At 54.1% G+C, this 14097-nt stretch carries 12 protein-coding genes; all 12 read right to left on the bottom strand.

Going from position 1 to position 14097, the window contains the following annotated elements; translation table 11 throughout:
* Positions 1-4: 4 nt before the first annotated feature.
* Positions 5-1549, bottom strand: coding sequence for a peptide MFS transporter (locus tag V4835_RS06590; RefSeq protein ID WP_032659418.1), 1545 nt, complete (start codon positions 1547-1549; stop codon positions 5-7).
* A gap of 516 nt (positions 1550-2065) precedes the next feature.
* A complete protein-coding gene (locus V4835_RS06585) occupies positions 2066-2533 on the bottom strand; it encodes a DUF6392 family protein (RefSeq protein WP_331411601.1) in 468 nt (155 codons plus the stop codon).
* On the bottom strand, positions 2530-4227 hold the full coding sequence (locus V4835_RS06580; protein ID WP_331411599.1) for an S-type pyocin domain-containing protein: 1698 nt from the start codon (positions 4225-4227) through the stop codon (positions 2530-2532). The genes V4835_RS06585 and V4835_RS06580 overlap by 4 nt, the downstream gene beginning before the upstream one ends.
* Before the next feature lie 3 nt (positions 4228-4230).
* Positions 4231-4593, bottom strand: coding sequence for a hypothetical protein (locus V4835_RS06575; RefSeq protein ID WP_331411597.1), 363 nt, complete (start codon positions 4591-4593; stop codon positions 4231-4233).
* A gap of 492 nt (positions 4594-5085) precedes the next feature.
* Entirely contained in the window at positions 5086-6558 is a 1473-nt protein-coding gene (gene der, locus V4835_RS06570) for a ribosome biogenesis GTPase Der (protein WP_023308811.1), read from the bottom strand.
* Between the two features lie 112 nt (positions 6559-6670).
* Positions 6671-7849 carry an outer membrane protein assembly factor BamB gene (bamB, locus tag V4835_RS06565; protein ID WP_063143429.1) on the bottom strand — a complete coding sequence of 393 codons (1179 nt, stop codon included), beginning with the start codon at positions 7847-7849 and terminating at the stop codon, positions 6671-6673.
* A 10-nt stretch (positions 7850-7859) separates the two neighbouring features.
* The gene (locus V4835_RS06560; protein WP_063143428.1) at positions 7860-8480 is read right to left on the bottom strand and encodes a YfgM family protein; all 621 of its coding nucleotides are present in this window, start codon (positions 8478-8480) and stop codon (positions 7860-7862) included.
* Positions 8481-8493: 13 nt separating this feature from the next.
* Complete coding sequence (gene hisS / locus V4835_RS06555) at positions 8494-9768, bottom strand: histidine--tRNA ligase (RefSeq protein WP_023333028.1); 1275 nt, start codon at positions 9766-9768, stop codon at positions 8494-8496.
* An 80-nt stretch (positions 9769-9848) separates the two neighbouring features.
* The gene (ispG, locus tag V4835_RS06550; RefSeq protein ID WP_023308814.1) at positions 9849-10967 is read right to left on the bottom strand and encodes a flavodoxin-dependent (E)-4-hydroxy-3-methylbut-2-enyl-diphosphate synthase; all 1119 of its coding nucleotides are present in this window, start codon (positions 10965-10967) and stop codon (positions 9849-9851) included.
* Between the two features lie 26 nt (positions 10968-10993).
* On the bottom strand, positions 10994-12007 hold the full coding sequence (gene rodZ, locus V4835_RS06545; RefSeq protein WP_331411595.1) for a cytoskeleton protein RodZ: 1014 nt from the start codon (positions 12005-12007) through the stop codon (positions 10994-10996).
* A 293-nt stretch (positions 12008-12300) separates the two neighbouring features.
* A complete protein-coding gene (locus tag V4835_RS06540; protein ID WP_063143426.1) occupies positions 12301-13467 on the bottom strand; it encodes a bifunctional tRNA (adenosine(37)-C2)-methyltransferase TrmG/ribosomal RNA large subunit methyltransferase RlmN in 1167 nt (388 codons plus the stop codon).
* Positions 13468-13636: 169 nt separating this feature from the next.
* Positions 13637-14068 (bottom strand): nucleoside-diphosphate kinase, encoded by a 432-nt coding sequence (ndk, locus tag V4835_RS06535; RefSeq protein ID WP_003860625.1) that lies wholly within the window; start codon positions 14066-14068, stop codon positions 13637-13639.
* Positions 14069-14097 lie beyond the last annotated feature (29 nt).

Genomic DNA, 14097 nt, shown 5'->3' with positions numbered 1-14097 from the left:
AGGTTTAAGAGGCGTTAGCTGCCGGTTTAGTCTGCGCATTTTCCAGCATGCGGCGCACCGGAACAATGAGGACGATCAGTACCGCGGCGCAAATCAGCAGCGCGACGGAGCAGCGGGCAAAGAGATCCGGCAGCATATCCAGCTGATCGGCCTTCACGTGGCCGCCAATCAGGCCCGCCGCCAGGTTACCCAGCGCGCTGGCGCAGAACCACAGCCCCATCATCTGGCCGCGCATTCTTTCCGGCGCAAGCAGCGTCATGGTCGCCAGGCCAATCGGGCTCAGGCACAGTTCGCCGAGCGTCAGCATCAGGATGCTGCCCACCAGCCAGAACGGCGACACGCCCGCCCCGCCGCTGCTCAGCACGTTCTGTGCCGCCAGCATCATCAGGCCAAAGCCCGCCGCCGCGCACAGAATACCAATAACAAACTTGGTGATGCTGCTCGGGCGAATGTTTTTGCTCGCCAGCTTCGGCCATGCCCAGCTAAACACCGGTGCCAGCAGGATGATGAACAGGGCGTTGATTGACTGGAACCACACCGCCGGGATTTCAAAATCTCCAATCATGCGGTTAGTGTAGTCGTTGGCAAACAGGTTGAACGAGGTTGGCTTTTGTTCGAACGCGGACCAGAAGAACGCCGCGGAAATCAGCAGAATAAAGCAGACCAGCAGCCTGGCGCGCTCTTTACGGTTCAGCCCCGCAAAAACAAACAGATAAATAAAGTAGAGGGCAACGGACGCCGCAATCACGTAGACCAGCACGCTGGCTACCGCGACCGGGTTAATCACAATCACGCCCTGCGCAATCAGCGTCACGATCGTTGCCACGCCTGCCGCCAGCGCCAGGAGCCAAACGCCCACGCCGTTACGCTTCACCACCGGGCTGTTCCAGGTAGAGTCGAGGCCGACTTCGCCGTCATAGCGTTTCATTGCCGGAACGGCAAACACGCGGAAGATAATCAGCGCCACCAGCATACCGATGCCGCCAATACCAAAGCCCCAGTGCCAGCCGTGGGTTTTGATCAGCCAGCCGGAAATCAACGGCGCGATGAACGAGCCCATGTTGATACCCATATAGAACAGCGAGAAACCGCCGTCACGGCGCGCGTCGCCTTTTTTATACAGGGTGCCGACCATCACCGAGATACAGGTCTTAAACAGCCCGGAGCCAAGCACGATGAACATCAGGCCGATAAAGAACAGGTTGTTCCCCATCACTGCGGAGAGCGCGATCGACAGGTGACCGAGCGCAATCAGGATCGAACCGTACCAGACGGCTCTCTGCTGCCCCAGCCAGTTATCGGCCAGCCAGCCGCCAGGCAGCGCGGCCAGGTACATGGTACCGGCAAAGATACCGACAATCGCCGAGGCGTTTTCACGCGCCAGGCCCATCCCGCCGTCATAGACGGTGGCGGCCATAAACAGGATCAGTAACGGACGGATGCCGTAAAACGAGAAACGCTCCCACATCTCGGTGAAGAACAGGGAACCGAGCGGATACGGATGGCCGAAGAACGTTCGGCTCTCTTTTTGATTAACAGTGGATTGCATAATTCTCCCGAAAGGTATGTGTCGTGCTTGTAAACACCAGCAGGTACGCCGGCCAGTTACGTATCTGGCCGATTTTTTACATGCGGCGAAAAATTAGTTAACCATTTGATAACCAGGCGCTAGTTTTGTCTAGTACCGGACCCTGGACTTTAAGATGAAAATTCGACGATTGTCTACTTTTCTGGATTTAAAGATGGTTAGGAGTGAATAGTGATTGACTTCACACCGGGTTAGCCATTGCTGTGAAAGCGCGAAAAAAAACCGCGACAGAGGCGGGTTATAGCGGGCTCAGCTAAGGTTTTTGCTTTGCTTAATGTGAAAGAATATTAAAGGCAAAAATTATTGTTTTATAAATCTTTTTCAATACAGATCAATCAATGTGTACACACTTGGGTACATCATTTTCATTGGTACCCATAAAGAGAATTAATTTTCACACTTAAAACTATCGACCGATTCCACCAGCCAAGACGAAGGATCCTGGCTGGTGTTTTGTTGCGGTAAGTATCTCCGATGTTACCAGCGAAGTTCTGACGTTGGCATGAAGGTTACAGACCTCACGCTATCCGCTACGTCATAACTAATCTGCATGCTCGTAGGATTTACATACCCTTTTGCCTCATAAAGATCCGTCCATCCAAAAGAACGCTTCATAATCACCTTAGGGGGAGTGCTTCTTAATGGCTCACCAATATTTTCATGTACCCATTTCCGGTTCATCTTTTTAGCTAATGGCTCAGGCAGATTGTTTGGAAACACCCAATCGGCTTTGTCATCGTCCTGAATGGTTAAAGTCAGTGCCTTCAAAATCCGTCCTTCTCGCCAAAAAGATAAAAATACCCCTTCTTTGGACATATCGAGACTTAGAACTGGAGAGCCGGACGCACCTTTAGGAGGTGACTTGTATATGATTAATTCAGAATCAATCAGCTCTTTGTAACTTTTCCCTAACCCCTCAATTAGTGCATTAACGTTTATTGTCATTTGTATAATCCCTGTTCACTGTTCAGTCTGTGCATTTTCGCCCTCGCCGCCTCAATTTGGCTTTCTGTTGCTCCATTTGCTTTTAGCGCTGGTTCGATAGCATCCAGGTTGCGCTCAAGCGCCGCGCGTAAGTTTCTTGAATCGAGATCGATTTGTGCCGGAGTATTACGGCCTCCATACGTTTCACTAATTTTTTGATGCACTTCTTTAGGGATTACTATTGCTGCCACATCATCAGCTAATTTACTGATATCTTTTGGATCAACATCAGGATAAAGCGCCGTTAAATATGCTTCAACAGCCGCTCTTGACGGCATATGATCCGCCTCGTAAATCCCCTGCCGCGAACGGCGTTTAAAGTCACTGTATAGCTCGACTTCCAGAAACTCCACCAGTGGTTTGCTCAGGTAAATATAAATCGGCGGCAGGTCAGGAAACGGCAGGATCAGAATGTAATCCGCGAAGCTCTTTTCCTCCGGTGCCGGGCTGGTGGTCGCCGTTATTCCGGTGTTATCCGGCAATGGGTCAACAACCACCGGGTTCGGCAGCACCGGCCGCGCCTGGTTGCCGGTATTCCACGGCGTTTTCTCGTCTGTCCGGTCAGGCGTCCACACGATGGTTATGTGCGGTTCTTCCTCCGTGGTGAACGTGTACGCCTGCGCCCTGCTGTCGTACTCCATTTTTCTGACGCGCACACTGTCCCGGCCAGGTGGCGTGTGCCAGCCGTGCGGCACCGGGTTACCCCTGCTGTCGTTCTCCCACGTATAGCGAACACGGCTTGGGGCGTCACGCATCTGCGCCAGGCGCATACGGTCGATAAAGTCCTGTTCGCCGTCGTTCAGCCTGCCGGGCATCATTCCCACCAGCAGCCCGGCCATGGGGACGCCCGCTCCGGTGGCGGCCACCTCACCCAGCCCGGCAGCGCCACGCACCGCCCAGGTGCCGTAGGTCAGCGCCCTGCCGCTTATCAGCTCCAGCAGGCTTGCACCTGCCGTGGCCGTCTGCGCGCGTGCAGCAGCAGAAGCGGCAGCAACGGCCGCCTGATAATCCATTTCCTCATGGTTGCCGTTCCACCAGCGATAAAGGGCGCTGCGCTTTTTCGGTTTGGGGATGTCCTCTGGCTTTTTCTTTTTTGCGGTCTGTGCGTGCTGCGGGGCGTCTGAATCGGTTGCCGGATTGCTGGCGGGCATGGCCTGAAAAAATGCCATATCAGCAAAATGGGTGTGGGGTTCACGCTGGTCACCGGTATCATTGCACCCATTACCGCGCAGGCAGGACTTTGCAAATACGCGGTTGCGCTCCCTTTCCTCCTCTCTGCGTTTTTCTTCGGCCTGCTTTTCTGCTGCCAGCCTGGCGGTGTGTTCTTCCCTGGCAACATTAACCGGGTCTCGTCCACGCCCAAGCCACTGACCTGCAGGGGCAATCATCCGGTTCGTACCTGGCGGGCAATCACAATGCACTTTTGAACCATGAACGGCTACGGGTACACCGTGAAATGTTACCCGTTCCTCACCTGATACAATCACACCCTTCTTGCCACATTTGGGGCAGGGGGTAGTTTTATCACCTACCCTGAGAATTCTGCGCCCAAATTCGGTGCTGTCCGTAATGGATGCAATACACCTGGCACCGGTAGTGGTTTTATCATTTTCAAGCGCCTGCCCTCGGCCATAATTATCGGTACGGTAACCCATGCGTTACACTCCGGTAACTGTCAGGAAATCCGCCCCGGATGCAATCTCTTCACGCGTGGCCAGGTAAGTATGCCCTTGCGGGGGAGTGATAATTTCATCGCCGTTAGCTTTCACAGGATGTTTCCGTTCCAGTTCCTTTCCCTCTGCGATTATCGCGCGTGCTCCATCGTCCATTGCGACAATTTCTTCCGCTGAGAATGGCGATTTAGCCTGCTGGGCTTTTATTTCTGGCGTTAATTCATTGGTGTATTGCTGATTCATATAAACCCCCTTTAATTCTAGCCAATTAAAAAATCCAAATAATTCTACTACGGATAAGGGTTTATCATTTTTATTCAGCATTTTTGGTTCATATCGAATAATCAAATAATTTCCTGACAATAAATAATTACTGCGAATATTGATATGTGATTTCCAGAGGTATTTGAATTATGCTTTACGCTATTAAGTATCCTCTGGCAGTCATTGCGGCGTACCGCTTCCGCTGCGCGCCTCCACCGCTTATTTCGTTATAATCACGAAATAAAAATAGTTCCTGTTTTAACGGGCTAACTTAAATTAAGGGATTTCTTTCTGCCCGATTGCCATCGGAACATATTCATTTACAAGCACGTTGAATTAGCGGCGGCCCCATTGGGCGATGAGTTAGCGATGGCATAACTTACCGGCCATCTCGCAGCACAATAGTAGCGGCCCCTGACCGTCAGCCAGGGCGTGCAGTTCATTCCATACATGCCAGACATGCAACTCCCGAAACCATCGAAGATGGCCGCGATTCGTTATGCTATCTCAGACAAAAAAACCCGCATGGTTAGCGGGTTTCGGTAATGCATCAAACTTGGTGCGGCCTGATGAAAGTTATTTGCTTTTCTTAATGTGCTTAATCAAGCGCTTACGCTTACGCATCTGGTTTGGCGTCAGGGTGTTGCGCTTGTTGGCGAACGGGTTTTCCCCTTCCTTGAACTGGATACGGATAGGCGTGCCCATCACGTCCAGAGATTTACGGAAGTAGTTCATCAGATATCGCTTGTAGGAATCCGGCAGGTCTTTTACCTGGTTGCCGTGGATCACCACGATTGGCGGGTTATAACCACCGGCGTGGGCATATTTCAGCTTCACGCGACGGCCACGCACCAGCGGCGGCTGATGGTCTTCTGCAGCCATGTTCATGATGCGCGTTAGCATCGCGGTGCTCTGACGACGGGTGGAGCTGTCGTACGCTTCACGCACGGATTCGAACAGGTTACCGACGCCGCTGCCGTGCAGCGCAGAGATAAAGTGCACGCGGGCAAAGTCGATAAAGCCCAGACGGAAGTCGAGGGTCTCTTTCACCTGCTCGCGCACTTCATTGCTCAGGCCATCCCATTTGTTGACCACGATAACCAGTGAGCGCCCACTATTGAGGATAAAGCCGAGCAGAGAGAGGTCCTGATCGGAGATACCTTCACGCGCGTCGATGACCAGCAGCACGACGTTGGCATCTTCAATCGCCTGCAGGGTTTTGATAACGGAGAATTTTTCCACCACATCGGTGATTTTCCCGCGCTTACGCACCCCGGCGGTGTCGATGAGAACATACTCGCGCTCATCGCGCTGCATAGGAATGTAGATACTGTCACGGGTGGTGCCTGGCATGTCGTAAACGACCACGCGCTCTTCACCCAGAATACGGTTAGTAAGCGTAGACTTACCTACGTTTGGACGACCCACGATAGCCAGCTTGATCGGCAGATCCTGCGGGTTGAAGTCGTCTTCAGGCTCTTCTTCGCCCTCTTCTCCGTCTTCGAACTGCGCCCAGTATTCAGCGTCTTCGTCTACTTCTTCCGGCGGGTTCACTTCGTCAACCCACGGCAGCAGAACGGTTTCCAGCAGGCTGGTGACGCCGCGGCCATGCGATGCCGCAATCGGGTAGATTTCACCCAGGCCGAGAGACCAGAAATCCGCGACGGCCTGATCGGCATCGATACCGTCAGTTTTGTTCGCCACCAGGAAGGTCGGCTTTTCGCGTGAACGCAGGTGTTTGGCAATAGCGGAGTCCGCCGGCATCAGGCCAGCGCGCGCATCCACCATAAACAGCACCACATCCGCTTCTTCAATCGCCAGCAGCGACTGTTCCGCCATGCGGGTTTCAACGCCGTCTTCTGTGCCGTCAATACCACCGGTATCAATACAGATGAACTCGCGTCCTTCCACCTCTGCACGACCGTACTTACGGTCACGCGTCAGCCCCGGGAAATCCGCAACCAGCGCATCACGGGTGCGTGTTAAACGGTTAAAAAGAGTGGATTTTCCAACGTTAGGGCGCCCGACAAGCGCGACCACAGGTACCATGTTTGAAGCCTCATAAAATTCAAAATAACGTCGCTTTTGCGGCGTTTTTAAAAATGTCAAAACGGCTCCTGAGTGAACAGGAGCCGTTTAGTATACTACAACCGCCGGGTAATTAACGCGTGATCGCGTACAGCGTGCCGTCTTTTGCCTGAATCAGCAGTTTGCCGTCGGCCACAACCGGATCGGTTAGGAAACCAGAGCTGTCGACTTTTTGCTGTGCAACAAAGCGGCCGTTATCCGGATCGATCCAGTGCATATACCCTTCGCTGTCACCGACTACCAGGCTACCGTTGTACAGCGCTGGTGAAGTCAGCAGACGGTGCAGCAGATCGCTTTGCGTCCACAGCGTCACGCCGCCTTCGGTGCTCAGCGCCAGCAGACGGTCGTTCTGGTCAACCATATAGATGCGGTTACCTTCAACGACGAAATCGTTCACAGAACCCAGCTCACGTTTCCACATGATCTGGCCGCTGCGCAGATCCAGCGCGGTCAGGTTGCCGTTATAGGCCAGCGTGTAAACCACACCGTTAACGATGACCGGCGTTGTGTCTACGTCGCTCAGACGATCAATTTCCGTTGAGCCAGTGGCCTGAGAGATACGCTGCTGCCAGATCATCTGGCCCTGCTGCATCAGCACTGCGCTCACGCGACCGTTGTCGCCGCCCACAATGGCAGCACCAAATGCGGTAGCCGGCGCGGATTCGCCGCGCAGAGAGAGCGCAGGCATATCCAGGTTAACGGTCCATTTCACCAGACCGTCCGCTTCGTTCAGCGCCTGCAGCTGGCCGTTGCTGGTATGAATCAGCACCAGGCCGTCGCTCACCACCGGACGAGACAGGGATTCACCCGCCACGGTTGTTTGCCAGGCAATGGAGCCGTCGCTGCTGTTCAGCGCATAAACCTGCGCTTTTTCGCTGCCCACGTAGACATGACCACCGGCGACGGTCAGACCGCCAGACAGCAGTGCAGGTTTACGGGAGAACCAGCCGTCTTTTTCCGCCAGGTTAACGGACCAGACTTCTTTCCCGTCATCGGCGTTCACCGCTTTCACGGTACCTTTACGGTCAGCGGCATAAACAACGCTGTCTGCATACGCCGGATGAAGGTTGGAATAGAAATCACCAATCCCATTGCCCACGGAGACATCCCACGCGGTGGATGGGGTAAACTGGTTTTCAACCGTCGGCAGTGGGGACATTTTCACAACGTCTTCTTCGCCACTGAACAGTGAACAACCACTCAATAACGTAACAGAAAGCAGTCCTGGCAGAAGTAATTTACGCAATTGCATCGGGTCCCTCTCAGACGGACAAATTATTTATTTTCATCTGCATCATTTCGCTCAGCGCAGGTGAGGCATTGCTCTCTACGCCAGCTTGCCACGCTTTACGCGCGCCCGCTTTGTCACCTTTGCTCAGCAGTGCTTCACCGCGCAGATCGGCAACGATGGCAGCAAAACCTTCGCCTTTGATGGTATCGAGCGTTTTCAGCGCATCGTCAACTTTCTTCTGCTGAACCTGAATACGTGCCAGGCGCAGATTGATCACCGCTTTCAGGTTCTCATCGCTGGCCGCAGCAAGGCTCTGAGAGAGCTGAGCAGCGGCTTTATCCAGTTCGTTCTTATCAACGTACTGCTGAGCCACTTCCAGCGCAGCCAGTGCACCGTAGGTGTTTTTGTTGTCAGCCGCAAATTTTTCTGCCGCAGCCAGCGTTTGCGGCTGATCGGCACGAATTGCGCTAACGGTAGTTTCATAGGACAGTGACGCGCCGCGCGCGGAATCCGCCTGATGACTGTTCCAGTAACGCCAGCCCATCAGCGCACCGACACCTAAAATAACCCCAACAACCAGCGCTTTGCCATTTTCAACAAAGAAGCGTTTAATCGCGTCGACCTGATCGTGTTCGTTCTCGTAAATTTCCACGCAGTCCTTCTCCTTAGCCCAATAGAGTGCGCAAGTGCGCCGCAACGCCGTCCTGCGTTACCGTTGTCTGCTCACCAGAGCGCAGGTCCTTCACCACCACTTCGCCGTTAGCCACTTCGGACTCGCCCAGCACCAGTGCAATACTTGCGCCCCACTTATCGGCACGAGCAAACTGTTTTTTGAAGTTGCCGCCGCCATGGTTGGTCATCAGCTTAACGCCCGGCAGCGCATCGCGCACGCGTTCGGCAAGCTGCATCGCCGCAGACTGCGTTTCCGCGCCTGAGGCTACCAGGTATATATCGACAACGGATTCTGCTTTAAATTCCGGATTAACTGCCTGAACCAGCAAAACAAGTCGCTCAAGGCCCATTGCGAAGCCAACAGCAGGCGCAGCGCGACCGCCAAGTTGCTCAACCAGACCGTCATAACGGCCGCCCGCACATACGGTACCCTGAGAGCCGAGGCTGGAGGTCACCCACTCAAACACGGTACGGTTGTAGTAGTCCAGACCGCGCACCAGGCGCTGGTTCACGGTATAGGCGATACCTGCCGCTTCAAGCAGCTTGCAGAGGCCAGCGAAGTGTTCGCGAGATTCTTCATCCAGGTAGTCACCCAGCGCAGGCGCATCGTTCAGCAGTGCCTGAACGTCCGCGTTTTTGGAATCCAGTACGCGCAGCGGGTTACTGTACATACGACGTTTGCAGTCTTCGTCCAGCTTCTCTTTATGCTGTTCCAGGAACGCAACCAGCGCATCGCGGTAGTTAGCGCGTGCTTCCAGAGAACCGATAGAGTTCAGCTCAAGGGAAACGTGATCGGCGATACCGAGGGCGCGCCACCAGCGGGCAGTCAGCATAATCAGTTCAGCGTCGATGTCCGGGCCCTGCAGGCCAAAGACTTCCACACCCAGCTGATTGAACTGGCGATAACGCCCTTTCTGAGGACGTTCGTGGCGGAACATCGGGCCGATATACCACAGACGCTGCTCCTGATTGTACAGAAGACCATGTTCGATGCCGGCGCGTACGCAGCCCGCCGTACCTTCCGGACGCAGGGTCAGGCTGTCGCCGTTGCGGTCCTCAAAGGTGTACATCTCTTTTTCAACCACGTCGGTGACTTCACCAATCGCGCGTTTGAATAACGGGGTCTGCTCTACAATCGGCAAACGGATTTCGCTGTAACCGTAGCTGCCGAGCACCTGCTTCAGCGTGCCTTCAATGCGCTGCCAGATGGCGGTTTCGCCAGGCAGATAATCGTTCATGCCGCGGATGGCTTGAATGTTTTTTGCCACGTTTATTCTCTTTCTATATACAAAAAAAACCCAAAGAATGGGTTCAATCATACATGGGAAGCGGCACGCTTCCCATCACGTTATTTTTCAACCTGCTGAACGCTGATACGCTGTGTTTCGTCCATCATGGCGGCTTTGGCGCGGATGCGGGCTTCAAGCTGGTCGATCATGTCGCTATTATCCAGACGATCTTTACGAACGCCATCTTCATAGAGACCACTTTTCTTGTTACCGCCGGTGACGCCCAGGGTTGACACCAGTGCTTCACCCGGACCGTTTACCACGCAGCCGATGATGGAGACGTCCATCGGGGTGATAATGTCTTCCAGACGTTGCTCCAGGGCATTCACCGTCCCGATCACATCAAACTCCTGACGTGAGCAGGTTGGGCAGGCAATGAAGTTGATCCCACGCGCGCGAATACGCAGTGATTTCAGGATATCGAAACCGACTTTGATCTCTTCGACCGGATCGGCCGCCAGCGAGACGCGCAGGGTGTCACCGATCCCTTCAGAGAGCAGCAGCCCCAGACCGATCGCGGATTTTACAGAGCCGCTGCGCAGGCCGCCCGCTTCGGTGATCCCGAGGTGCAGAGGCTGGTCGATCTGCTTTGCCAGCAGGCGATAAGATTCAACCGCGAGAAATACGTCGGACGCTTTTACGCTGACTTTGAACTGATCGAAGTTGAGACGATCGAGATGATCAACGTGGCGCATCGCGGATTCGAGCAGCGCCTGCGGCGTTGGCTCGCCGTATTTTTCCTGGAGGTCTTTTTCCAGTGAACCGGCGTTAACGCCGATACGGATAGGAATATTTTTATCGCGGGCGCAGTCCACTACCATGCGGATACGCTCTTCGTTACCGATGTTGCCCGGGTTAATGCGCAGGCAATCGACCCCGTATTCGGCCACTTTCAGTGCGATACGGTAATCGAAGTGGATGTCAGCCACCAGCGGAACGCTGACCTGCTGTTTGATCAGCTTGAACGCCTCAGCGGCATCCATGGTTGGGACGGAGACGCGAACAATATCCGCGCCTACACGTTCTAATGCTTTGATTTGATTGACCGTCGCTTCCACATCGGTGGTGCGCGTGTTGGTCATCGACTGAACGGCGATAGGTGCACCATCGCCGATTGGCACATTCCCAACGTAAATCCGTTTCGATTTTCTACGTTGAATCGGAGCCTGGTTATGCATGAAAAATCTCCCGCGTTGCCCGTCTGTTAGTGTGCTGCTGATTGTTCGGCATTAACGGTAAGACGCGCAACCTGGTTAGTTCTGATAAAGCGGCTCAGGTCGACAGGTTTTCCTTGATACTGGATCTGTACCGCTGCCGGAGCGCCGATTTTAAGTTTATAGGGAGCCTGGCCAGTTAGGTTTAACGTGCCATCTTTACGCTGCAGGCCGCTGAACAGTTTTTTACCTGTCGCGTCAGTCACTTCCAGCCAGCAGTCGGCGCTGAAGTTCATCACCAGCGCGTTGGGATCGGCTGCTGTGGCGGTACCCGCCGGGCTGGTTGGCAGAGAGGCTGCGCTATTGTCTGCAGGCTGAGTAGCCGCAGGCGCGTTCGCCGCAGTATCAACATTCGCCTGAGAAGGGGCAACAACCGCGTTTTGATCCTGAGCCTGCGGCGCAGCGGTGTTAGCCGTTGCTGCCGGGGCCTGTGCTGCACCGGTCGCCGACGCGTCTGGCGCTGCGGTCTGTGGCTCGCTGGAAGAAGCTGCGCCGTCGGTATTCAGCGGCACGCTCTGGCCGTTATCACTTCCGGCCTGGTTGAGTTCAGCGGAGGACTGATCGGCCATGGTGGTGATCTCTTCCTGCTGCGCCTTGTGGTTTTGCCACCACCATGCACCGGTCAGACCGATCACCACAAACAGCACCAGCCAGGTAAAGCTCATCAGCCAGCCATCACGTTTTTTACGACGTTTCCCCAGGGAGAAGGTCTGCATCGGCGCAACTTTTGCTGCACGGACCGGGGCCTGCTTCTCCATCATTGGCAGTAATTCGTTTTCGGGGATATGCACCAGTTTTGCGTAAGAGCGGATATAACCGCGCAGGAAAGTTGAAGCCAGATCGGCAGGTGCCTTATCTTCTTCAATGTCGCGAACCGTGGAAACCTTCAGGCACAAGCGTTCCGCAACGGCTTGCTGGCTGAGTCCGAGTTGTTCACGGGCGTTGCGAAGACGAACGCCAGTGGAGAGTGCTTCATGTTGGTCGTGAGTGGCTTCAGTATTCATTCGCTACAACTACTGGTACGTGAAAAATAAGGGTTCAGGTGCCGGTGAGTCACAATGCCACCCGCACCGCGAAACTTCTGGTCAGTTAACCTTGAACAGAGAGTATAAGACTGTCAGCCCGGAGATGACAGTACAGCCCTGCCCGTACGGCTAAACTGTTGTTACGTCGTTACATACTGCCCGAAAGTCGAATGAAACGCACCGTAATTATTGATCAGTCATCACGAATCTGACTGATTATTCAGTAAGGTTATGCTACACGGCGCAGATAATGCGCCGCGAGTGCATAATAATCAAACAGCTTTAACCGCGATCGTCTCGCCCTGCATGCGTTTACGCAGGGTACGTTTGGTACGGTCAATGACATCACCTGCCAGCTGTCCGCATGCTGCATCAATGTCATCACCACGGGTTTTACGCACGATGGTGGTGAAACCATACTCCATCAGCACCTTGGAGAAACGGTCGATACGGCTGTTCGAGCTACGGCCATACGGCGCGCCCGGGAACGGGTTCCATGGGATCAGGTTGATTTTGCATGGCGTATCTTTCAGCAGTTCCGCCAGCTGATGCGCATGTTCAGTACCGTCGTTGACGTGGTCAAGCATCACGTACTCGATGGTCACGCGGCCCTGGTTAGCGTTGGATTTCTCCAGATAGCGACGCACCGCAGCGAGGAAGGTTTCGATATTGTACTTTTTGTTGATCGGCACAATTTCGTCACGAATTTCGTCGTTTGGTGCATGCAGGGAGATCGCCAGCGCAACGTCAATCATGTCGCCAAGCTTGTCCAGCGCAGGCACAACGCCAGAGGTAGACAGCGTGACGCGACGCTTGGACAGACCAAAACCGAAGTCATCCAGCATGATTTCCATCGCCGGAACCACGTTGGTCAGGTTCAGCAGCGGCTCACCCATCCCCATCATCACCACGTTGGTGATAGGACGCGTACCGGTCACTTTTGCCGCGCCCACGATTTTCGCGGCACGCCAGACCTGGCCGATAATTTCTGACACGCGCAGGTTACGGTTAAAGCCTTGCTGCGCGGTTGAGCAGAATTTGCACTCCAGCGCACAGCCTACCTGAGAGGAGACGCACAGCGTGGCGCGGTCTTCTTCCGGGATGTAGACGGTTTCAACGCGCTGATCGCCGACCGCAATCGCCCATTTGATGGTGCCATCTGCGGAGCGCTGCTCTTCCACCACTTCCGGGGCGCGGATTTCAGCCACTTCTTTGAGCTTGTTGCGCAGGACCTTGTTGATGTCAGTCATGTCATCAAAATTGTCGCTGCAGTAATGGTACATCCACTTCATGACCTGATCGGCACGAAACGGTTTTTCGCCCATCTCTTTAAAGAACTCGCGCATCTGCTGACGGTTCAGATCCAGCAGGTTGATTTTTCCATTTTTAGTGGGAACCGCAGGAATGGCGACTTCGGAGGTATTCACTAGTTCAGACATAATATTTTCCGGCCTCGTTGTTACACGTTATGGCCCATGGAGGGTTGAATAGAAACGCCCCGGAAAGCAGTCTGCTCATCCGGGGCGTTGCATTGTACAAAGTCTGGCGCAGGGATGCCACGTCTGGACGCGGCATTTACGAAAATAATGTGTAAACGAAACCGTTAAATTAACGGGTACGTGGACACACTTCGCCTTCAGCGAAGAAGAAAGCGATTTCGCGTGCAGCAGATTCAACAGAATCAGAACCGTGGGTGCCGTTCTCGGTGAAGCTGTCCGCATAGTCAGCGCGCAGAGTACCTGCCAGCGCGTTGTCCGGGTTGGTTGCGCCCAGCAGGTCACGGTGACGCTGTACTGCGTTTTCGCCTTCCAGCACGGATACCACGATTGGACCGGAGGTCATGAACTCAACCAGGCCGTCAAAGAATGGGCGACCTTCGTGCTCAGCGTAGAAGCCGCGAGCCTGCTCAACGGTCAGGTGCAGCATTTTGGTGCCAACAATTTTGAACCCTGCAGATTCAAAGCGAGCGAAGATGCTGCCAATAACGTTTTTTGCCACCGCGTTTGGTTTGATGATGGAAAAAGTACGTTCAATAGCCATGATAACCTCTGTCAATGTTCTGTTGTTTT

This window comes from Enterobacter cloacae complex sp. CARB60 (genome assembly GCF_036487345.1).
GTDB classification, from domain to species: domain Bacteria; phylum Pseudomonadota; class Gammaproteobacteria; order Enterobacterales; family Enterobacteriaceae; genus Enterobacter; species Enterobacter asburiae_D.
Note: the sequence above shows the minus strand (reverse complement) of the source record. Positions and strands in the feature narration are given on the sequence as shown.

Coding starts and splice junctions, on each gene's coding strand:
- V4835_RS06590 (WP_032659418.1), bottom strand. CDS start 1,549: ATGCAATCCACTGTTAATCAAAAAGAGAGCCGAACGTTCTTCGGCCAT.
- bamB (WP_063143429.1), bottom strand. CDS start 7,849: ATGCAATTGCGTAAATTACTTCTGCCAGGACTGCTTTCTGTTACGTTA.
- V4835_RS06540 (WP_063143426.1), bottom strand. CDS start 13,467: ATGTCTGAACTAGTGAATACCTCCGAAGTCGCCATTCCTGCGGTTCCC.
- der (WP_023308811.1), bottom strand. CDS start 6,558: ATGGTACCTGTGGTCGCGCTTGTCGGGCGCCCTAACGTTGGAAAATCC.
- V4835_RS06580 (WP_331411599.1), bottom strand. CDS start 4,227: ATGGGTTACCGTACCGATAATTATGGCCGAGGGCAGGCGCTTGAAAAT.
- ndk (WP_003860625.1), bottom strand. CDS start 14,068: ATGGCTATTGAACGTACTTTTTCCATCATCAAACCAAACGCGGTGGCA.
- V4835_RS06585 (WP_331411601.1), bottom strand. CDS start 2,533: ATGACAATAAACGTTAATGCACTAATTGAGGGGTTAGGGAAAAGTTAC.
- ispG (WP_023308814.1), bottom strand. CDS start 10,967: ATGCATAACCAGGCTCCGATTCAACGTAGAAAATCGAAACGGATTTAC.
- rodZ (WP_331411595.1), bottom strand. CDS start 12,007: ATGAATACTGAAGCCACTCACGACCAACATGAAGCACTCTCCACTGGC.